This is a genomic window from Poseidonocella sp. HB161398 (assembly GCF_005870025.1).
Lineage (GTDB): Bacteria > Pseudomonadota > Alphaproteobacteria > Rhodobacterales > Rhodobacteraceae > Mangrovicoccus.
The window spans coordinates 24362-45623 of the sequence record NZ_VATA01000050.1 but is presented as its reverse complement, the minus strand read 5'-3'; the positions used below and the strand labels follow the sequence as shown (position 1 = coordinate 45623).

The following is a 21262-nucleotide window of genomic DNA, read 5'->3' as shown; positions in this document are numbered from 1 at the left end:
GGGGAAACGGTCCCCTGGACGGTTTCCTGATCCTCCTCCATCTCGTCTATGCCGGAGTGGATCTTGCGCCATGAGCGGGCCGCGCCACCGGTCTGAGCGGCACCGCGAATGGGCCGTTTCGAGCCGCCATGCTTGCGCGTGTGCCGTGCTGCGCGCTTTCGCGGCCCCACCGGGGCCACGGTCGCTCCGCACCCTTCGCCCTCTACCTTGATACCGGTGCTGTCCACTAGCAGGTGAAGCGCCCCCTTGGCGCCGCGATACGGGATGGTGACGTCCAGGGGGCGACGGGCTTTCGCGGCGCCACTGGCGCCACGGTCCCGTCTCACTCTGGCGGCGTGACAGGGTGCTGGAGTCAGGCACGGACCAGCCAAGCCCGGACAGTTGCAGCAGGCTCGCGACGAAACCGTTCGCCAGTGGGCTCGAACCAATGGCGCCTCACTGGCTCACCCTGGCGGAGCGGCAGCCCGAGGAGGACCTTGAGGATCAGGCAGGCCTGGATGGCATTCGTCTGGCAATTGATCCCCCGGATCAATTCTTGATCCTCCTCATTCGCTATAGGACTGCTGGCGGCCGCGACGCCCCGACGGGATGGCCTCCCATTGCATCGAGGGATCGAACCAGACGGTCAGCGCCTGATTGCAGCTCTTCCAGTTGGTCGTCTTGGGAGGTCTGCTCATGCCGCACAGCTAGCATGCTGGATTCACGAGATGAATCCCCCTGGATTTACGCAACAACGCCTGAAGCAGGGCCTCGAGGCCTATCTCCGGGATCGGGTCGGGCTGTTCCCGGACCTGTCCGGGCGGCGCCTCCTGCGCGAGATCCGCGCGATGGGCTACAAGGGCAGCTACTCCGCCCTGAAGCCCTTTCCGAGACCGGTCAGGCCGCCCCGTCGCACGCAGTTCGAACGCCGCTTCGAGAATGAGAGCGCGGTCGGCGCAGCCGGGAGGATCGTCCAGTGGACGATCATCAGCGCCGAATGCCGGGCAAGCAGACGCAGGTCGATTTCGCCGAGGTCACGGCGGAATTCACCGACGGGCCCGGCATCGTGCGGAAGGTCTGGCTGTTCAGCATGGTCCTCGGCCACAGCCGCCTCTCGGCGAATGCATGCATTCGCCTGCCGGGCAATGGCCGGCTCTGGGGTCGCTTCGTCGCCAGCCAGAACCTGCAATCCGTTCTCCGCTGCCATATCGGCGCGTTCGAGGGCGCGCCAATTCGCGCCAATGGTCCGAGCGACATTGGCGTGCGGGCGGCGTGCCGGAGGCAATCCTCCAAGACCGGATGAAGACCGCGGTGAACGGCGAGGAGTGAGCCATGTGGTCGCCATGGTTCGAGACCCGTGGCGAACGCGCGCGTGGTGACCTGCAACGCGTCGCTGGTCGCGCTGCTGGACCACTACGGCGCCATCCCCCGGGCCTGCCGTCCGTACCGCGCGAAGACGAAAGGGAATTGAAGGGACCGTGGCGCCAATGGCGCCGCGCAAGCCCGCACAACGAGCGGCCGTTCCGCTACATCCACCAGGACGTTCTGCGCTGCAAACGGTCCCCCGGACCGTTTGCCATACGCTTGAACTCCTCGCCCGGACCTTCCGCAACCTCGTTGACATCAACGCGCAGTTCGCCGAATGGCGCACCGGGATCGCCAATCCCCGTACCCACGCCACCACCCGGCGGGTGGTCGACGAGGCCTTCGCCGAGGAGCTGCCCAGCCTCCGGCCGTTGCCCGCCCTGGCCTATGACGCGGTCCTGACGGTCGAGCGGCGGGTCAGCAAAGAGGGCATGGTTTCGGTCGGCGGCAATCTCTGCCCGGTACCCGACACCGCACGGCGCCGCGTGCTCGAGCTCCAGCACCACACTGCCGAGATCCGCATCGTCGAGGAGCGAGGGCATGACTGCCATTGGTCAGAAGGAATGCCCGAACGCGCTGATTGCCCGGCACCCGGTGCTCGAGGGCAAGGCGCTGCGCCGGGTCGATCCCGCCCATCGCACGCGCCCGCTCCAGCAGATGCCGGTCCAGGGCCTGCGCCGCCCGCTGGACTTCTACCATGCTTTCGGCCGCCGCCTGGCTGCGGGTGGCCAGCCATGAGCGCGCTGCTCGACCGCATCCGCGGCGCCCTCGTCGGGCTGAAGATGCCGCGCGCGCTGGAGGCGCCCGATCACACGCTGCAGCAGCTGGAGAAGGGCGAGATCACTGCCGTCGAGGCGATCGACAGCCTGCTGAGCGGAGAACGAGCCGTTGTCCGCCATCGGTCCGGGGAGTTGCCAGCGGATGCGCCACCGGTCCGAGCATCGCTGGCGACGGCGAGTGTTACCCGCGAAGGCCGCCACGTCGACGTCGCCCTGCGCACCGCCAAGCTGATGCCCCCTCTCGGCGAATGCATGCATTCGCCTGCCAGGCAACGCATCAAGACGCTGGAAAGCTTCGACTTCGTTCTCGCGGCGATCTGTCCCCCGGACAGATCGCTTTCCGCTCGAACTCTAGCCGTCGCTGGACCGGGAGCGGAGTTCGGCATGAGGCCGCCATGGTCCGAGGCCCATGCCGGACGCGCTTGCCCAGCTCGGCTTCATCCGCCGTTCGGAGGTGGTCCATTTCCCTGGCCCGCCAGGCACCGGGAAGAGCCATCTTGCGACGGCGCTTGGCGTGGCGGCGGCGAAGGCGGGGCGCACGGTCTACCGCGCCACGCTCGCCGAGCTGATCGAGGCGCTGTCCCAGGCCGAGCGGTCAGGCCGCCTGCCGGAGAAGATCCGGTTCCATGCCCGCGCCTCGCTGCTGATCGTCGACGAGTTCGGCTACCTGCCGATCACCCAGGGCGGGGCCAACGTTCCGGGGGCTTTCGCGGCCGCACTTCGGCCACGGTCCCCCTCCAATCTTCCAGCAGGTCAACGCCCGCTACGAGAAGGGCGCGTTCGCCATGGGTCTCGAACCATGGAGACACCATGGCTCACTCATAACCTCCAACCGCGGATTTGCGGAGCGGGGAGAGGTCTTCGGCGATCCGGTCGTCGCCACGGCGCTGCTCTAACGGCTTCTGCACCACGCGGTCGTCGTCCAGATCGAGGGCGCCAGCTACCGGCTGCGCGCCCATGCCGACCTGATCCCGGAACATGTCCGCGCAAACGCGCCCATCATGCCGCCCCCGCCGCCGAAGCGCCGCGGACGGCCGCCGAAAATCCGCAATGGAGCTGCCGATCACTGACCCCGCCTGATCGCCGGAACCGCCGAAGTGGGGAATTCCAAATTGCCCGAACTGGGAAAATTCAGTTGCCATTGACATCTGTCTCCGCCGTTCGTCCGCCGGTGATCGATCATGTTCCGCAGTCGGCGTCGAAGCACGGCTGTTTCAGCACCCTGCTAGGGATCGGCTGTTCCGGCGGCGCCGTAGATCTCGGGCTGGCGCATCCGGAAGCAGCCGGCGATCACCCCGGCGTGGAGCGCGCCCCGCAGCACCCAGAAGCTCCGACGGTCCGGCGACCAGGACTGGAGCAGGGCGCCGCCGCCGCAGACCGCAAGCTTGGCGGATGCAGACACCGTCAACCCCACTCTCGCGGCGATGCCCGGGGCCGACGCCGAATAGCTCTGCCCCGACCGGAAGCGCCGCTGCAGGAGCCAGCGCAACGTCAGGCGCGTGGCCGGCACGGATTCGCGCACCACCGCCGTCTCGCAGATCTCGTACCGCGCCCCCAGGCGGGACAGCCGGAAGAAGAATTCGGTATCCTCTCCTCCGGACCGGCCCCTGGCGAGGTCGAAGCGCTCTTCCTGCCAGGGCGCGCCCTGCCATCGCAGCAGGGCGTTGCAGGTATGGCCGGTCTCGACCGCGCCGTTATGGCGCCTGGGCCAGTTCGAATGGCAGTCCTGGCGGCGCATCCAGCCCGGAGCGTCGTCGCGGTAGCTGGCCAGCGACGGACCGAACACCGCGTCGGCCCCGCTGCCTGCCGCCTGCCAGAGTTCGGCGAGCCAGTCCGGGTCCGCGCATTCGTCATCATCGAGAAACGCGACCCAATCCGCTCCGCGCTGGCTTGCCGCCGCTAGCCCGGCATTGCGCGCGATCGAGATATTGCGCGCTGGCGCATGCAGATAGGCGACCGCGGCCTGCATCTCGGCAGAGGCTGCGGCGACGATGTCCCGGGCCGTCGGTTCCGTGTCATTGTCCGCGACGACGATCCGGAGATCGAAGGCTCCTGTATCCGCCTGCCGGTCGAGCGAGTGCAATGCGTCGGCCAGCTCCGGGCGGCGGAAGGTGCAGATCAGGATGTCGAGGGCGACTTTCCCGCCCGGCGCCATCGGCCTCTGCCCGGCTCCGGCCGCGATCCGCGGACCCGGTGCGGCATGCACCGGTGGCCGTTTGCGGCCCAAGGCGGTCGCCGCCAGCTGTACCAGGAAGCCCATCCCCCAGGGCAGATGCATTGCCGCCAGGGCCGGTCCCGCGCCGAGGCCGCAGGGGCTGCGCAGGGCAGCGGCCCCGACCAGGGACACAATCAGCAGAGAGACACCGTAGAGCGCGGGCAGAAGCAGCGCCGGTGTCCAGACCGTTCCCAAGAGCAGCGACCCGCCGAGCCCGAGCACCAGGACCACCGGCAGGAGCTGCCGGAGGCGGGGCCGCATCCGGTGCTTCAGCACGGTCCGCGCCCGCCCGCGCCCGTAGCTCCAGTACTGCCGGCAGAGCCCGCGCAGGCTGTCGCGCATCTTGTAGTCCATGCGGATCCCCGCATCGAGCCAGATGCGCCCGCCCGCCAGGCCGAGACGGTGGTCGAGCTCGGCATCCTCGTTATGGCTGAACGCCTCGTCATAGCCGCCGACCTTGCGGAACCAGTCGAGCCGGAAACCGGCATGATGGGCGTGGTCGACCCAGCCCGAGCGCTGCCCGCCCCGATGCGCGGAGCCGCCGGATCCCAGGGGCGTGTCGACGACCCAGCTTGCCGCGCGCTGCCAGCCGCCGCTGCCAACCGCGTCCATGACGGTCGCGACCGCCGCCGCCTCGGGGCGCGCTGCAAGCGACTCCGCGACGGCCCTGACATAGCCCGGCGGATAGGCGGCATGGGCGTCGCAGCGCACCAGATAGCGGTGATCCGGCGTGCTGCAGGTCTCGACCGCGAGATTGACCGCGGCGGATTGCAGGCGCCCGGGATTGTCGATGCAGGCCAGTTCGGGAAAGCGGCCCGACAGCTGCCCCACGATCTCCCGCGTCGCGTCACGGCTGCCTCCGTCTGCCACGACAATTGTCACTGCCGTCATGAAAGGGTCTTCGCCAATGAGCGAAACGAGGCAGGTTTCGATATTTTCGGCCTCGTTCAGTGCTGGTACGACCACCAGGATTTCTTCCGGCGAAACCGCTCCCCTGCCGGACAGGGTCACGTCCGAGCGCGTCTCTTCCAAATCTCTCATTCTTGAAACTGCCCCTACCCGAAATACGGAAACCTTGCCTCATGAAAACACCTGCCCCAAGCGTCTCGACATCGCTCTGGGCACCTCAAGGGACGCCATCCGATAGTCCGGACCGGCATGTTCCCTTTTCCATTGCTCTCCAATCATGTCATCATATACTTCTGATTAAAAACGAAATATTAAATAACATATTAAAAGTTTTCCAATCATCGCCGAAAGCGGAAGGCCCTACTTTCGATCGCTTTCGCCGTCTTTGTCGCGGGCTTTCCCGATGCACGCGTTCTGTCCGTCCTTGCCGCGCCTGGTGTCCGCGGCAAGGGCGATCAGCACGACAAGAGGCGCCGAGAAAAGGGCTGCACAGATGACAATCCAGAGAGGCATCGACAGACCATAGAGAACGACCGCAATGACAACGGCAATGATCGGCGCGGTTACGAGTAGATTTCGCATGTGCATCCGCAAGAGCTGTTCTCGCCGGTTCCGTGATGCGATCAATTATAGCGGGTGCAGCCCGAGATGCAATAAATTGCTTTCCTAACAAAAATTTGCCCTACTGCCCAAGGTTAGCGGTCAGGGCTCATCTAGTGCCCATTCCGGTCCACGCAGACGACCCTGAACGTTTGCATGATGATCGCGAAATCGTCCAGGAAGGACCAGTTTTCGATGTAGCTCGCGTCCAGATCAACCCGCTCCTGGTAGGAGACATCATTGCGGCCCGACACCTGCCATTTTCCCGTAATGCCCGGCCGCATGGAGGTGTAGGGATGATGCATTCCGTAATGTTCCTGCCATTCGGCCAGAGTGACCGGGCGCGGACCGACAATGCTCATATGCCCCGCAATGACGTTGAAAAACTGCGGCAGCTCGTCGAGGCTGGTCCGGCGGAGGAAAGTGCCGATGCCCGGAATGATCCGCGGATCGTTGCGGATTTTCCGGGTCCGGAAATACTCTTCCGCAACCTCTGGATGTTTTTCGAGCAGCTGACTCAGCCGGATATCGGAATCCGCATGCATCGTCCGGAATTTCAGGCACGGGAAGAGTTCCCCGTTCACTCCGACGCGATGATGAATGAAAAAAGCCGATCCTTTCGAACTCACCTTCAATAAAAGAAATATGATGATCATCAGTGACGCAAAGGAAATCAGCGCGGCACTGGAGAACACAACATCGAACAACCTCTTGAACATCTTCGATAATGAACGTCCGTCAGGAAAATAAAGAACGTCAATCGAGGCGTCGCCAATCGGACCTTGCTGCACCTCGGACTTGGCATTTCCAGAATTCATAAAAACCCCCTCAACAAATTCCTTTAATCACCCAAACTCGCCCCCGGAAGGTAGAATTCATTCGGTACGCGAGACTGAAAAAACAAAACCAGAAGAACCCCAACCATGGCCGTCTGATTATTCACTTATTAATTAATTGACACCTACCCGCGCAAATATCAGGGTAGACACTTATCTTGATTGCAACGCAACGGATATTCCAAGTGCGTAGCATTCCTGCACCAAAAAACAGCACGTTTTCTTGTCGCAGTGTAAAAAATCTGCCGTCGCGAAGGGCCTGGGACCATCGCCAGATTGCGCCCCAACCCAGAAGAAATGAAGCTCGCAAGTAGCGCATTCCCGCCGATTCAGGAACCCCGGCGGCACGGGTGAGGAAAGCATTTTCCCAGTGAACCAAATTCCAATCGCCTTTCATTGTCTTCTTTAGTATCGACCGCCGCGATGCCGTGCCGCACGGGACGGTTGAAATGACCCCGCACCGGAATGAAATGCCGCCTCAGCCACCACGAATGGCGGCCCCGGAACATCGACGCTCTCCCCAGCATGCGCAGGCCCGCCCCTGTTGCTGCGGATGCGCACCCAGCCCTGAAACCCCGCCACAGCCGCGTCCGGAAACGGCACCCGCGCGGCAGTCCTCCGGGTTCACGCTATCAGGGGCTGGCGGATGGCTGCCGCGATCTCCTCGGTGCTGTGGCGGAAGCTCAGATCCTCCTGGCCGAGAAGAGCATCCCGCCGGGCGCGGATCTCGGCCGGAGAGAGGCGCTCGAGAAGATGCGCCAGAGCCTCGGCATCCGGCGCGGCGATGGTCCAGCCCAGCCCGTCGGCCACGCGGCGCCCCGTCTCGGTGCCATCGACCGCCACGGAGGGACAGCCGAAATAGCTGGCCTCGTAGATGCGGTTGGGCAGAAGCCAGGTGGAATTCGTTCCCCATTGCCAGAGGTCCTGCGACCAGACCAGGTCGCAGCCGCGATAGATCTCCGCCAGCCCCTGCGGATAGTCATAGGGCCCGTGCCAGATCATGTTGGGCCGCGCCGCGACGGTCTCGTCGAAATCGGGGACGGCGTGGCGGTGGACGATACCGTGCATCTCGATCCGGATCCGCGGCCCCAGCCGGTCCGCCACCTCGGCCAGCAGCTCAAGGCTCGGGCGGCAGCGCAGGCTTCCGACCCAGCCCAGCCGGAGCGGCCTCTCGGCGCTCCAATCCTCCGGAATCCCGGGATCGGGCGCCGGGCGCTCGGGGCCGCCGGGATCGATCCAGAGCTTGTTCTCCACCAGGCAGCTCCGGCCCGCCCAGTGCTGGACCGGCTGGAAATACTCGCGGAGGAAGGCCGGGGAGGACACCAGGATCATGTCCGTTTCCTTCAGAAGATGCCGCTCGGCGCTGCGCATCAGCCGCCCCTTGCGGCCGCCATCCGTCATCAGGCGATGGATGTCGAGGCATTCGTAGATCAGGGCCGGGCGGGGCGAGATCATGCGCCGCGCCGCCGCCGCCACCGCCAGCATGTCTAGATTGCGGGCGATGATGACATCCGCCCCGGCGAGCTTCGCGCGATGGGCGCGCAGCTTGGCGATCGATCCGGCAACCGTCGCCGCCCGGTAGGCCGGGTTCTCGTTCGGCGTCTCGAACAGGTGGACATTGTCCCAGAACGGCTCGAAAGCGCGGTTCATGTTGGCGCGGCGCATCATGAACCCGGTGACCTCGAAGCCGCAGGCGAGATAGCTGCGCATCCGGCGGATCTGCGAGGCCTCTGCCGCATCCGCCCCGAAGACCAGAAGTTTCAGCGGCTTGCGCTCGGGACTGCCGGTCACGGATGCGCGTCCGTCATGGCGGCAGGCCGCGCGGCCGCCTCCGGAACGGCGGCAGGCCTTTCCCAGGGCAGGCGCTCGCGTCCGATCATCGCCCGCAGCCGCTCCATCTCCGGCGCGAAGATTCCGGCGAGCCGCTCCCGGGTCTCGGGCCGCATCGCCGGGATCTCGCTGCGGATCTCGACGCGGTTGGCCTTCAGGACCGAGGCCACCGGGCCGGTTTCCTTGATCCGCGCCAGGGCGGGCTCCAGTCCGCGGCGCCGCATCCAGTCGCCCCCGGCGCGCAGCGACTGCCGCAGGGCCGGAAGCCGGGCACGGTCGCTTTCATTGCGCCGCTCGCGGATGATCGGGCTGTCGAAACCGGCATCCACGCCGGCAAAGCGGAAGAGCGACTCCGCCGCCGCCCCGGCATCCGCCGCCACCTCTTCCGAGAACATCACCCGGACCCGCGCCTCGCCGAAGGCATCGAGCCACCGGCCCAGATGCGTCGCATAGAGCCCCTGCTCGATATAGGCGGGATTATTGGCTAGCCCGTCTTCGAAGGGACAGGGCGGGATGTGTCCCTTGACGATTTCATGCAGGTGATTGGAGAAGGCGCGCGCCACCGGGTCGCGCAGCATCGCGATCACCTTGAGATCGCTCCGGTAGGCCCGGGCCCGCCCCGGCGCCCGCGGATCGTGGAAATACGACGGCGAGCATTCGAAATAGGCTCTGGCTGCGGGGAGCTCGGGAAAGTGGTTTTCGTACCACGCATAACCGCGGTCGAAATAGTAGGAGAAGAAGTCAACTTCCTTCGGGTCTGAAGTTCCGATCTCGGGGTGGGACGCCGCGATTGCGTGAAGCCAGGAGGAAGTGCATTTCTGCGCTCCGATGCCGAGAATACTTGGCCGCATGGATGCTCCGAAAAATTGCTTGATGAACTGAAAAGAGTATTTTCCATAAGGCGCTCGCCTGCAAGAGCCAGGACGCCACGGGGGCGGCCCGAATGGCACGATCCGGACATTCCGGGCGCAGGCGCCCTCCTTTCCGGCAGCGCGCGACGTCCTGGTCCGTCAGGCACGGGAGCACTACCCGCAATCCGGTACCGGGCCGGATATCGCGCAACCCGCGGGCCTCTGCGAAGGCAGTCCGGCCTATGCATCAGCAGAGATTTTCCAACGCCGCAAGGTCCTTCCGGCTGGTTTCTGCCCAATCCGGAGGCAGTCCCGCGGGCCAGAACCGCTCCCCTGCCGTGGCGCCGAATCGGGTCCGGACCCCCAGCGCGCGCCTGCCGAACGGGCATTTTCCAGGAGCCGCCCGGGGCCACCGGCATTTTCCCTGGCTGAGATGACAGGGGTGATTCGCCGGACGGCGATCCGCGCCGCACCGCGCGGCCCGGGACCAGCCGCAACCGGATCTCGAAACGCCGGAAAATGCGGCATCCGGGGTGGCTCCGGCAGCGGCTGCGCCCTCGCCGGAGGAACCGCCCGGCCACTTCCCTGTGCAGCGCGCCGGGCATCCGCAGGTGCGCTTGAAGGGGGTAAATACTACAGGTATAATAGAAACTGTTTATCATAACTTTTTTCGACAAGGCTCGACAATGGAACATCAAAATCCGGCTGAAACGCCCTCTTCCCCGGCTCGCCGACGCTTTCTCGGCCAGGCGGGCCGGTTTGCAGCCGCAACGCCGCCTGCCGTGACCCTTCTTCTCTCGACCTCCCTGGAAGCCGGCGCTGTCGTGCGTTCGGGCGGCGGCAAGAAGGACAAGAAAGACAAGAAGAAGAAGAAAAAGGACAAGTGAACCGCTGACCCAGGCGGGGGCCTTGCGCTCTTTCTGATACTCGAATTCGGCAAGCCGGGGATCGCTTCCCCGGCTTTGCTTTTGCGCCCTGGCCATGTCCGGCCAGAGAGCCTCGCACGGTCCGCCCTTGCCCCCCCGGGAGGCCCAGCGGACCGGGACCGCCAGCGCGGTCGGGTAGCTCGGCGATCATGGGGCCAGGATGTGCCGACCAGCAGGCGGCGCATCCCCGGAGATAGCCGGGGATGCAAGCGCTCAGACAAAGGTGAAATCGTCGATGGAGATATCCGTCAGGGCGATCGACCGCACATCCGCCAGGAGCTGCTGCACCTCCGGGGCATCGAGACTGACATAGACCCCGCCGGAATAAGCCTCGAACACGACATAGGAGGCCGCATCCTCCGCGCTCCAGCCGAAGCCCGACGCGATGTCGGACAGGTCGAAGGAATCGCCCTCGAGAGCAGAGCTGTAGCCGTCGATCGAGTCATACGTGCCGTCGAGCGACTCCAGCGTCATCATGTAGGTGTCGGCGCCGTCCTGGCCGCGCAGAAGGTCGTAGCCGCCGCCGCCGATCAGCGTGTCATTGCCCGCATCGCCGCGCAGGAAGTCGTCGCCGTCGCCGCCGACAAGCACGTCATGGCCGCTGCGGCCGATCAGCCTGTCATCGCCTCCGAGACCGTAGATCACGTCGTCGCCGCCGGTGCCCTTGATCTCCTCGGCGCTTTCGGTGCCCGCCAGCGCGCCGTCCGGCACGGCCGGAGCCGAGGTGTCGAGCACGACCGACCCGCCATCGACAGTGGCGGTATTCCCGTCATCATCGGTCGCGGTCACCGAGACCGAGAGCGTCCCGTCGGCAAAGCCGGACAGGTCCAGCTCCACCGTGCCATCGGCGAGAAGCACCGCCGAGGTCACCGTGCTGCTGCCATCGGTCACCGAGACGACGGCGCTGGCATCGCTGTCGATGCCGCTCACCTCGAAGCCGGCCGTTCCGGCCGCGCTGGTGCCGATCGTGGCCGATTGCGCCGTGACGGCCAGGTTGCCGTCCTCGTCCGCGGAAGTGTCGGGCGCGGTCTGCAGGCTCAGCGACGGACCGGCGACCGTGGTCTGGTTGCCCGCCGCGTCAGTCGCCGTGACCGACATCGTCACCGTGCCGTCCGGCATCCCCGAAAGGTCGAAGGACAGGCTGCCATCCGTGCCGGTCTCGACGGCCATCTCGGTGCCGCCGCCGCTGAGCGTGACGACCGCCGTGGCATCGGCGTCGAGCCCCGAGAGCAGCACGACCACATTCGCCGCTTCTGTTGCATCGATCTCCAGATCCTCGGCAGAGAGCGCCATGTTACCGTCGTCATCGGCGGTATCGGGCGCCTCCCCCGGCTCGAGGATCAGCGTGTCGGCCGCGAGGAAGTCCGCCCCGGTGACACCGGTCAGGAGCGCGAAATTGTAGCTTCCGCTCTCCAGATTCAGCCGCAGCCGCAGCCCCGAGGAGACATCCGCCAGATCGAGCGCCGCCATCAGCTCTGTCGCGTCCAGCCCGTAGGCCAGGCCGATCGCGGAAATATCGATCTTGTCGCCATCGGCGATGCTGAAATCCGTCACCGTGTCGCGGTAGCCGTCCAGCGTCGTGGTGTCGAAATAGAAGACATCCGCCCCCTCGCCGCCGGTCAGCGAGTCCTTCAGGGCGCCGCCGCTGAGCGTGTCGTTGCCGCCATAGCCGTAGAGCTGGTCGCGGCCGTCGAGCCCGTAGATCTCGTTGTCGCCGTCATCGCCCTCGAGCAGGTCGCTGCCATCCGTGCCGGTGATCGCGCTGGAGGGCAGCGGTTCGGAGGTGTCGAGCGACAGCGTTCCGCCGCTCGCGGTCGCGACATTTCCGGTCGTGTCGGTGGCCGTGACCGTGACGGACAGCGTGCCATCCGTCAGGCCCGAGAGGTCGAGCACGACGCTGCCATCGGCCGAAATCGGCGCGGCGGCGTTGCTTGCAGTGGCGCCGGTGCCGTCGGTCACGGTTACCACCGCCGTCGCGTCCGCGTCGAGCCCGCTGACCACGAAACTCACCGCCGTTTCCTCGCCCAGCGTGATCGCGCTGTCGGGGATGGCGACGGCGAGATTGCCGTCCGCATCGGCTGTGTCATCGGTGGTCAGGTCGAGCACCAGATCCGTGCCGCCAACCGTCGCGACATTGCCCGTCGTGTCCGTGGCCGTGACAGAGACGGTGAGCGCGCCCTCGGCCAGCACCGAAAGATCCAGCGTGACATCGCCATCCGCGCCAAGCGGCACCCCGGCATTGCTGACCGTGGCGCCGGTGCTGTCGGTGACCGTCACGACGGCGGTCGCATCCGCATCGAGACCCGTGACGGCGAAGACGACCGCCGCAGCCTGGCTGGCCGAGATCTCCTCAGCCGGACCCGCGACGGCAAGATCGCCATCCTCGTCCGCCGAGGTGTCCGGCACGCGGTCGAGCACCAGCTCGGGACCGGAGACGGTCGTGGCATTGCCGCTGGCATCGGTCGCGGTCACGGACGTGGTGAAAGTGCCGTCGGGCAGCGACGAGAGGTCGAAGGACAGCGTGCCGTCCGAGCCGGTCGCGATCGAGAGCTCTGCCCCGCCGCTGCTGAGCGTGACGACCGCCGTCGCGTCGCTGTCGAGACCGGACAGCGTGACCAGCACCGCCGAGGCCCCGGCCTCGCCGATCTCCGTGCTCTCGACCGAGAGCGCCAGATTGCCGTCATCATCGCCGGTATCGGGCGCCGGGCCGGACTCCAGCACCAGCGCACCCGCCGCCAGGAAGGCATCCTTGTCCACGTCGTTGATGAACAGGAAGGACTGCGATCCCGAGGGCAGCGTCAGCGTTATCCGCAGCGCGCCGGAAGAGGTGTTCTTCAGGCTGAGCTGGCTTTCGAGCTCGGCCGCAGTCCAGCCGAGATCCGCGGCGATCTGCGACAGGTCGACCGTGTCGCCCTCGGCCAGGCTGAAGTCGTAGATCGTGTCCCGCGAACCGTCGAGATCGGCCAGCGCATAGGCGAATGTGTCCGCCCCGCCCTCGCCATAGAGCCGGTCCTTGCCGCCGCCGCCCCAGATCACGTCATCGCCGTCGCCGCCGAGGATAGTGTCCTCGCCCTCGCCGCCCCAGACGGTGTCGTTGCCGCCCGCCGCGAGGATGGCGTCATCGCCGCCGAGCCCGTAGATCGTCCGGCCCTCGTCGCCATCGTAGAGCGTGTTCGCGTCGCTGGAGCCGACGAGCTCGGGCGCGAGCGTGTAGGACTCGGTGTATTCGGTGGTCAGCACCGTCACGTCCGCCGCGTCCGTGCCCTCGAGCAGCGCCAGGACATAGCTGTAGCCTTCCCAGGCCAGCGAGATCTCCGCCCCGCCGGAGACATTGGTGATCGACAGATTGGCCGAGATCTCGGCGCCCGACCAGCCGGCGCTGTCGATGATCGCGCCGAGGCTGACGATGTCGCCATCCGCGGCGGAATAGTCGAGGATCGTGTCGGTCGTCCCGTCCAGCGCGTCGAGCCCGTAGACGAAGAAATCGCCGCCCTCTCCGCCTTCGAGCGTGTCCGCCCCGCCCCGGCCCTCAAGATAGTCGGCGCCGCCCTCGCCGCGCAGGATGTTGGCGGCCGCGTCGCCGCCGATCCGGTCGCCCTCCTCGCCGCCGGTCACGCCGGTCCCGGAGGGCAGCGCCTGCACGTCGATCGCGCCGTCCGAGATGCCCAGCTCGCTTTCCAGGAGCGCGTAGAGCTCTTCGGCATAGGTCTGGTAGCTCAGATCGCTCATGTGGATGAGGTCGTAGGTGATCTCGCTCATCTCGGTGATCGGGTTCTCGAAGAGGAGCAGCGTCGGATAGCTCGCCGTCAGCGCGGTGATCGTCGCCTTGATCCCGGCCACATAGGTCCCGTTCCCGGCATCCCCGGCCACCGCGACCCCGTCCACGATCGAATAGCCCTCGTTGAGATAGAGCGCGAACTCTTCCTCGTAGCTCGACCGGGCGCGCGGCGGCACGGTGGAGACGACGAGATACTTCTCCTCGCTGCCGGCATAGGCGTAGAACTGGGTCACCGCCGTCACCAGATCCTCGATGATGCCGGGCAGGAAGTTCGTCAGGAACGTGTCGGCCGAGGCGCCGCTCATGTCATTCGTGCCGGCCATCAGGAGCACGACATCGGGCATGTAGGTGCCGAGCGCAGCGCTGAAATCCGAGGTGCCCGAGCCGCCGACCATGTCCGAGAGGCTCTTGCCGCCGACGCCTTCGTGATCGGTGTCGATCATCGTGTCCGGGCCGTTCGAATAGCTGCCGACATAGTCGATCCAGCCGCCATCCGCGAGGATCCGCTCCAGCAGATCCAGCCGGTAGCCGTCGCGGGTTGCCGCGTCCTCGGCATCCTCGAGCTCGGTATTCGTGAAGCCGACCGTCAGCGAGTCCCCAACGGCCATGACCCGCATGGCCCGCCCGTAGGTCCCGGCCTCCATGTCGACGAGAAGCGCGCTGTCATTCCCGGCGAAGGAGATCATGCCATCGGTATCGACGACATAGGCGTCGTAGCTGACCGAGGACAGCACCGCCTGCGCCGAGGCATCCTCCGCCACCTCGCCATGCCAGCTTTCCAGCGTCTCGCTGCCGGTCCAGATGCTGGCATAGATCTTCATGTCCTCATCGGGGATCGGCACCGTGGCGGTCTCGGAGGTGATCTCGAAGAGCAGCGTTCCGTCGGCATACCAGCGGATCGAGTCGGGCAGCCATTCGATGCGGTAGGTGTGCATACCCTCGGCCGCGTCGAAGCCCAGCGGGATCTGGATGCTGCCGTCCCCCCCGAGTTTCTCGTCGCCATAATAGTAGTTGATGTTCACGACCGTCGTGTCGTCCCCGAGGAACTCGAAATCGATTTCGTTATGGGTGTCGGCACCGAAATAGTCGCCGGTATAAAGGAAGAATGCAGACACGACTCCGGACACGCCCGCCGCGGTCATTTCGACTTCGTACGTGCCGTAGCCGTAGAAGCCAAGCGACTGCATTTCTGCACCTGTGTAGGATTTTCCTCCGGTATCGGTACTATCGAAGTTAAGGATTATTTCCCCGGATTGCGAGACGACATAGGACTCTTCCCAGGCAGTGTCATTCCAGGTTGCGTCCAGAACGAAGTCCGAGCGGTACCAGAAATCGGGATCCAGAATATCGAAATCATCGTCGAAACCGGTGGTTTTGTACATCAGATGCCCATCAATCAAATAGGTTTAAAGAAGAAAACTAAGAACTACGAAACTACACACCAGAGAAAACCACCCGGAAGCAGGTCGAAATCTTCCGACGCCTACACCATTCCCATTTACATTTAAAGTTTATTGAGCGCCTTTATTTCTATCATTTCGCCGGAGAAACGGACAATCGTTCTTCGTTCCGAACGGCTGTTTCCGGGTCCGTGGGCCATCATGCCTTCCCGGGCCTCAGGCCGAAATCGCCACGATGGAGCGCCGCAGCCTGCCCAGGGTGGCGAGGCCGGTCGCGCTCCAGACCGCCGCGAGACATGCCGCCGCCAGAAGCAGCGTCATCCATCCCGTGGTATTGGCCTGTATCCAGCTGCACGCCGCCCAGAGGACTGCCGAGATCAGCACCGGCCTTGCCAGCGCCGCGTAGGCGGACGCGGCATTCATCCCGATGGCGCTTGCGACCACGCCGAAGACCCGCGGCAGGAAAAGCAGGCTCGACAGAGTGATGGAGAAGGCCACCGCCTCGACGCCGAACGGCAGGGCCGCGGCGACCAGAACCAGGCGAAGTGCCGTTCTTTCCAGCACCATGCGGAACCGGATCCCGGTGCGGTTGATCGCCTGCAAGAGGACCCCGGTGCTGGCCGTGGAGGCTTCCAGCGCGATGCCGGGGGCCGCCAGCGCGAAGATTGTCGCGACCGGCCGCCAGGGTTCGGAGAGCAGCACCGTGAAGGCCGTGTCCCCGACCGCGGCCAGCGTCGCCATCGGCGGGCAGATCGCCAGGGCCAGGAGCGACACGCAGGCCACGTAGATCTCGCCGATCCGCGCGGGATCCTTCTGCGCCCGGCTCATCTTCACATAGGCGACCTGCGACATCGGATTGGCGAGGCCCAGGAGCGGCAGGTTCAGCACCCGCTGGCTCATCGAATAGAGACCCAGCGGCGCCGGGCCGAGCGCATAGCCGATCATCATCATCGGCAGCTGCTTCTGGGCAACGAACAGGAAGGATGTCGCGAGGGAATCCCGTGCGAAAACAGCGTGCTCTCCGAGCGGCAGCCGCTTGCGCGGCGATAGCGGGCGGAAGCCGCTCATGCAGAAGGCGCCGCCCGCCTGCACCAGCGCGATGACGATCTGCTGCCAGATCAGCGCCCAGGCCCCCGCTCCGGCCTTCGCCAGGATGACGGCCGTCGCGAAGCCGGCGAGGGAGGACAGGGTCCGGATCGCGGCAATCGCGGGAAACCGGCTGGCGCGCTCCATCCGCGCCGTGGGCACCGCGGAGGCCGAAAGCAGGAAGGGCGTCGCGGCCAGCGCCGAGACCAGGCCGGCAAGCGCGGGCCGCTCGAACCAGGCGGCCCAGATCGGCGCGATGCACAGAAGCGCGCCCGCCAGGGCAATGCCGACCATGACGAGGAACCAGAAGACGCTGTTCCACTCGACCGGGTCGTAGTCCTCCTTGCGGATCAGGGACCGCGACAGCCCGGCATCGCTGAGCAGCTGCGTGAAGAGCACGACCGTCATGGCAAGCGCGACATCGCCGAATTCCGCGACGTCCAGATAGCGGGCCACCACCGGCAGGACCAGAAGCTGCGACAGGACCACGACAAGCCGGGAACCGGACAGGGAAAACACATTCGCCAGAAAATCGCGGGCCAAGTCCGGCACCCTCCAAATAAAAAAATGACTACTGCGGACAGAATAATGGCCGTCTGGCCGCCATTAATTTCGCTGCTTGAGGCCGGCGTCAAGTGCCTAGATCGGCACTGCGGGAAAGTTCGGCACGAAATCTCGCGCGGCGAATTTCCCATTGACTTTCCGCGACCGGCATTACCACGTTATGGGCAAAAGTCCTAGTTCGGCCACGCCCTTGTTCAAGGGCATTTTCGGGTCCGCCCCATTTCGGAGGCAGTATTGATGCACATAGACATTATTTTTCCTATGAAATCCAATGTATTGACAAGCTTACCTAATGGCACCGTTCTGCCAAATCGCAATTCCCTGATATTTATGGAGCACGCGGACTGATGCGCGTTCTCGTCCTGGCGCCCCAGCCCTTCTATATCCCCCGCGGAACGCCCATTGCCGTGCGCGCGCTAATGCGCAGCCTTGCCGCGCAGGGCCACGAAGTCGATGCGATCGTCTATCCCGAAGGCGAGGATCCCGAAATCGAGGGTGCCCGCATCTTCCGGCTTGCCCGGCTTCCGGGCACGAAGGACGTGCCCCCCGGATTCTCGCTGAAAAAAGCGGCGCTCGATTCGATCATGCTTCCCGCCGCGGCCTGGCGGCTCTGGCGCGGAAAATACGACCTGGTGATCGCCGTGGAGGAAGCCGCCTTCATCGCGCTCCTGCTGAAACCGTTCCTGCGCGTGCCCTATCTGTGCGATGTCGACAGTTCGATCCCCGAACAGCTCAGCGACAAGTACGTGATTCCCCGCTGGCTGCACCGCATCATCTCCTGGGCGGAGGCGCGCGCCGCCCGCGGCGCGATCGGCGCGATCACCTGCTGCCGCGCGCTGCAGGATCTCGTCGAGGGCTACGCGCCGGGCCTGCCGGTCCAGACCCTCGAGGACATCACCCTGGTCGAAGCCGCACGCGGCGCGCCGGAGGATTGCCGCTTCGCCGATCCGGTCATCATGTATATCGGCAATCTCGAGGGCTACCAGGGCGTCGAGCTGCTGCTGCGCGGCTTCGCGCTGGCCTCCTCCCGGGACCTGCGCGCTCGGCTGGTCATCATCGGCGGCGGCGAGACGCAGATCCGGGCGCTGGAAGCGCTGGCCGACGAGCTCGGGGTCGCCGGGCGGGTGTCGCTGCTTGGCGCCCGGCCCGTCGAGCAGATCGGCGACTATCTCTCGCAGGCCTCCATTGTCGTGTCGCCGCGGACCCAGGGCCAGAACACGCCGATGAAGATCTACTCCTATCTCGACAGCGGGCGCCCGCTCCTGGCCACGCGGCTGCCGACGCACACGCAGGTGCTCGACGACAGCATCGCGATGCTGGTGGAGCCGACGCCCGAGGACATGGCGCGCGGCATGACGGCGCTTCTGGGCAACGCGGCCCTGAGCGGCCAGCTCGCCGACGCCGCCCGCGAGAAGGTCGCGACGGAGTTCAGCGCAGAGGCCTATTCCCGCAAGCTCCGCGACTTCATCGTGCAGCGCATCGAACCGCAGCTCGCCGCAAGGGGCTGAGCGCCCGCTGGCCGGAGACCGCCGCGCGGGCGCCCCGGGCGCTGCGCGACGCGGCTCCGAAACCTGACAGGACAGGATACGGACAATGGCAGTCGGCGATTCAGCCTCGCTCTACCAGACACGGCGATGGTCGCCGACGGATTCGCTCTGCGTGGCGGGGCTTGCACTCATCGCCTTCGCCATGCGGCTGGCCTTTCTCCACATGCCGCCCGCCAATGACGAGATCTTCCATCTCATGGCGGGCCGCAGCCTGCTCGAGCACGGGACCTATGCCATCGGACCCGATGGCAGCTATCCCCGCGCAACGGGCTTCACGTGGCTCGTCTCGCGCGCCTTCGCCTTCTCGGGCAGCTATTCGGAGGCCGTCGCCCGCTATCCCGCGCTGGTCGCCGGATCGGTGCTGCCGCCGGTCCTCTTCCTGTGGGTGCGCTCGCATGCCGGGCTGGCCGCGGGGCTGCTGGCTGGGCTCATGGCCGCGGCCTGGCCGGACAGCATCGTCCAGTCCCAGAATGCCCGCTTCTACACCTGCCATGCGCTGATCGTCCTGCTGCTGGCCATCGCCTGCCTCGCGGCCAGCGGACCGCGCTCCGCCCTAAGCCGGTTCCTCTGCCTCGCGGCGGTCCCGCCCCTGCTGCTTGCCGCCTATCATCTGCAAGACAGCACGCTGATCTTCGTGGCAGCCCTGCTGGCCTGGTTCGGCCTCTGGACCGTCCTGCCCTTCCTCGCGCGGCAAAGGGCGGCCTACCAGGCGGGGGCCGCCCTCCTGGCCGTCGCGGGTCTCGCCATGGCCTGGAAGCTCGGGATCATCGCCCATGGCTGGGCGCTGCTGCGCTCGGCGGAATGGCACGCGCTCGGCAACCGCGACAACGTGATGTTCTACGTGACCTGGGCGCTCGACAGCTATCCCTCTCTCGTCGCGGCCTTTCCCGTCCTCCTGGTGCTGGCGCTGCGCGACAGCCCGCGCTTCTCCTTCTTCGCGGCCTGCCTCTTCCTCGCCTCCTTCCTCCTGCTATCGCTCGGCGGGATGAAGGCGGACCGCTACATCATGTTCGCAATCCCGTTCTTCTTCGCCGTTGCCGCCACCGGCATGGTGGCGGGGGTGCGGCTGATCTGGACGGGCTACACCCGCCTCGCGTCCGAGCTTGTCGGCGCGGCAGGCGGCGGCCTCCTGCGCCGGGCCGTCCCGGCCTTCTGCCTCGGGACTCTCGTCTTCTTCGTGGCGGCCAATCCGGCCTTCAAGCGGGCCGCAGCGCTCGCCAAGGGCAGTTTCGCGCCGCCCTACCAGTCGGCACTCGACTGGAGCCACGCGCAGGACTTCCTCGCCGCGAACGGGCGCGACCGCGTGCTGATGACCACCGAGGAGCTGCGCTCGCTCTATCGCGGCGTCGATTACGACATCGCCTTCAAGGCCAATCGCAGCCGGGAGACCACCATCGAGGAGTTCTATCTCGACGACCGCTTCGGCCGCCGGCGGTTCGCGACGATGGAGAGCTTCCTGAAGATCGTGGACTGCCGGGACTCCGGCGAACTGCTGGCGACCGCCGAGTGGTGGAATACCGGCGGCTTCGCGACCGAGATCGTGATGGAGCTGGCAGCGAGGGGGCTCGCCGTCGATCTGAAGAAGCAGCGCGACCTCGTGCTGCTCAGCTGGAACCGCGCGCCCGGCACGCCGGCCCCCGCCGCAAGCTGCGGAGAGCTGCCGGACAACCTGCGGGAATGACGCCCAGGGCGCAGGCTCAGCTATAGCCGAGCCTGCCCGCCCAGGCGTGGAAATCCTGCGGCAGGCGGGCCAGCGCGGCGCCGTCGATTTCGGACCGCCACTTGCCGACCGACCGGCCGTTTATGGCGCTCGCCACGGCGGCATGATGGCTCAGCATCTCGACATCGCCCATGCGCGCGGGCTTGCCCGTCAGCATGCCGGGCTCGAAATCCAGACCGAGCCAGTCGAAGACCCCGCGGAAGGTCGCCTCGGGGTTCTCGGCCACGTCCTCGTAGCGGATGCAGCGCAGATGCGGGATCCAGCGCGCGAATTGCGCACAGCTGCGATTGGCCTGGGCCCACCGGTCCGCCGCGGCGCCGATCTCGGGATAGAGCCCGGCCTTGACATAGGACAGCGCCACGTCCCTTCCGTCGCGGACGAGCCACAGATAGCGCGCCTGCGGGAAGGTCCGGCCGATGGCCGGCAGGTGGAAGGTGTTCCAAGGCGTCTTGTCGCCCCAGCGCGGCGCGTCCGAGCCCGCCTCCCGCGCGAGATAGCGGAAGAAGGCGTCGATCAGCGCGGGCAGGCTTTTCACGCGCAGCCCCTCGGCCTCGCGCGCGAAGGCGGTCAGGCTCTCCAGCCCGAAAGTGTTCCAGTGCGGATGGCGCTCGAAGAAGGCGCAGAACAGCCAGACCCGCTGGCGCCAGGGAAGCGCGGCGCTGCGCTGCCAGCCCTCGATGACGTCGCCGAGCACATAGGTCTCCGGCGGCACGTAGATCTGCTCGGACGCCAGGAGCACCCGGCGGACCAGCGTGTTGCCGCTGCGCCCGGAGCCGATGACGAAGACCGGCTGTTCGCTGGCCGGTGCGCTCCGGGACAGTTTCAGGGCCGGCATGGCCAGCCGGTACAGCTTCCGCGATATCTTCGGACTGATCAC

At 66.1% G+C, this 21262-nt stretch carries 14 protein-coding genes and 3 pseudogenes; 6 read left to right on the top strand and 11 right to left on the bottom strand.

Annotation, left to right across the window (positions count from 1 at the left end; genetic code table 11):
- Nucleotides 1–677: pseudogene (locus FGX59_RS27330) on the bottom strand (transposase); the annotation flags it as partial.
- Between the two features lie 81 nt (nt 678–758).
- Here FGX59_RS27330 and FGX59_RS38945 point away from each other — a divergent pair.
- Nucleotides 759–1444: pseudogene (locus tag FGX59_RS38945) on the top strand (hypothetical protein); the annotation flags it as partial.
- 61 nt (nt 1445–1505) lie between these two features.
- Here FGX59_RS38945 and FGX59_RS38235 read toward each other — a convergent pair.
- Nucleotides 1506–1886 (bottom strand): hypothetical protein, encoded by a 381-nt coding sequence (locus FGX59_RS38235; RefSeq protein WP_206078447.1) that lies wholly within the window; start codon nt 1884–1886, stop codon nt 1506–1508.
- On the opposite strand from FGX59_RS38235, the gene FGX59_RS38230 reads away from it, so the two are divergent.
- Both FGX59_RS38230 and FGX59_RS39490 read left to right on the top strand, forming a co-directional pair.
- On the top strand, nt 1885–2082 hold the full coding sequence (locus FGX59_RS38230; RefSeq protein WP_206078446.1) for a hypothetical protein: 198 nt from the start codon (nt 1885–1887) through the stop codon (nt 2080–2082). The genes FGX59_RS38235 and FGX59_RS38230 overlap by 2 nt on opposite strands.
- Before the next feature lie 450 nt (nt 2083–2532).
- A pseudogene (locus FGX59_RS39490) lies at nt 2533–2757 on the top strand (ATP-binding protein); the annotation flags it as partial.
- A gap of 181 nt (nt 2758–2938) precedes the next feature.
- Here FGX59_RS39490 and FGX59_RS39485 read toward each other — a convergent pair.
- The 6 genes from FGX59_RS39485 to FGX59_RS27280 form a co-directional block, all read right to left on the bottom strand.
- Nucleotides 2939–3265, bottom strand: coding sequence for a hypothetical protein (locus FGX59_RS39485; RefSeq protein WP_305036038.1), 327 nt, complete (start codon nt 3263–3265; stop codon nt 2939–2941).
- Nucleotides 3266–3348: 83 nt separating this feature from the next.
- Nucleotides 3349–5379 (bottom strand): glycosyltransferase, encoded by a 2031-nt coding sequence (locus FGX59_RS38940; protein WP_240722754.1) that lies wholly within the window; start codon nt 5377–5379, stop codon nt 3349–3351.
- A 228-nt stretch (nt 5380–5607) separates the two neighbouring features.
- Complete coding sequence (locus tag FGX59_RS27300) at nt 5608–5829, bottom strand: hypothetical protein (protein WP_138470304.1); 222 nt, start codon at nt 5827–5829, stop codon at nt 5608–5610.
- A gap of 131 nt (nt 5830–5960) precedes the next feature.
- Entirely contained in the window at nt 5961–6665 is a 705-nt protein-coding gene (locus FGX59_RS27295) for a sugar transferase (RefSeq protein WP_240722752.1), read from the bottom strand.
- Between the two features lie 642 nt (nt 6666–7307).
- Entirely contained in the window at nt 7308–8474 is a 1167-nt protein-coding gene (locus FGX59_RS27285) for a glycosyltransferase family 4 protein (RefSeq protein ID WP_138470300.1), read from the bottom strand.
- Nucleotides 8471–9364, bottom strand: coding sequence for a sulfotransferase domain-containing protein (locus FGX59_RS27280; RefSeq protein ID WP_138470297.1), 894 nt, complete (start codon nt 9362–9364; stop codon nt 8471–8473). The genes FGX59_RS27285 and FGX59_RS27280 overlap by 4 nt, the downstream gene beginning before the upstream one ends.
- Nucleotides 9365–10050: 686 nt before the next feature.
- On the opposite strand from FGX59_RS27280, the gene FGX59_RS27275 reads away from it, so the two are divergent.
- Complete coding sequence (locus tag FGX59_RS27275; protein WP_138470295.1) at nt 10051–10251, top strand: hypothetical protein; 201 nt, start codon at nt 10051–10053, stop codon at nt 10249–10251.
- 252 nt (nt 10252–10503) lie between these two features.
- On the opposite strand, the gene FGX59_RS27270 is transcribed toward FGX59_RS27275, so the two are convergent.
- Both FGX59_RS27270 and FGX59_RS27265 read right to left on the bottom strand, forming a co-directional pair.
- Nucleotides 10504–15450: a family 16 glycosylhydrolase gene (locus FGX59_RS27270; protein ID WP_138470291.1), complete on the bottom strand. Its 4947-nt coding sequence runs from the start codon at nt 15448–15450 to the stop codon at nt 10504–10506.
- Between the two features lie 234 nt (nt 15451–15684).
- A complete protein-coding gene (locus FGX59_RS27265) occupies nt 15685–17097 on the bottom strand; it encodes an oligosaccharide flippase family protein (RefSeq protein ID WP_171060854.1) in 1413 nt (470 codons plus the stop codon).
- Nucleotides 17098–17465: 368 nt separating this feature from the next.
- Here FGX59_RS27265 and FGX59_RS27260 point away from each other — a divergent pair, with 368 nt between their 5' ends.
- Nucleotides 17466–18626: a glycosyltransferase family 4 protein gene (locus FGX59_RS27260; RefSeq protein WP_138470287.1), complete on the top strand. Its 1161-nt coding sequence runs from the start codon at nt 17466–17468 to the stop codon at nt 18624–18626.
- Between the two features lie 85 nt (nt 18627–18711).
- Nucleotides 18712–20346: a hypothetical protein gene (locus FGX59_RS27255; RefSeq protein WP_138470285.1), complete on the top strand. Its 1635-nt coding sequence runs from the start codon at nt 18712–18714 to the stop codon at nt 20344–20346.
- Between the two features lie 16 nt (nt 20347–20362).
- On the opposite strand, the gene FGX59_RS27250 is transcribed toward FGX59_RS27255, so the two are convergent.
- A complete protein-coding gene (locus tag FGX59_RS27250; RefSeq protein ID WP_240722750.1) occupies nt 20363–21262 on the bottom strand; it encodes a sulfotransferase in 900 nt (299 codons plus the stop codon).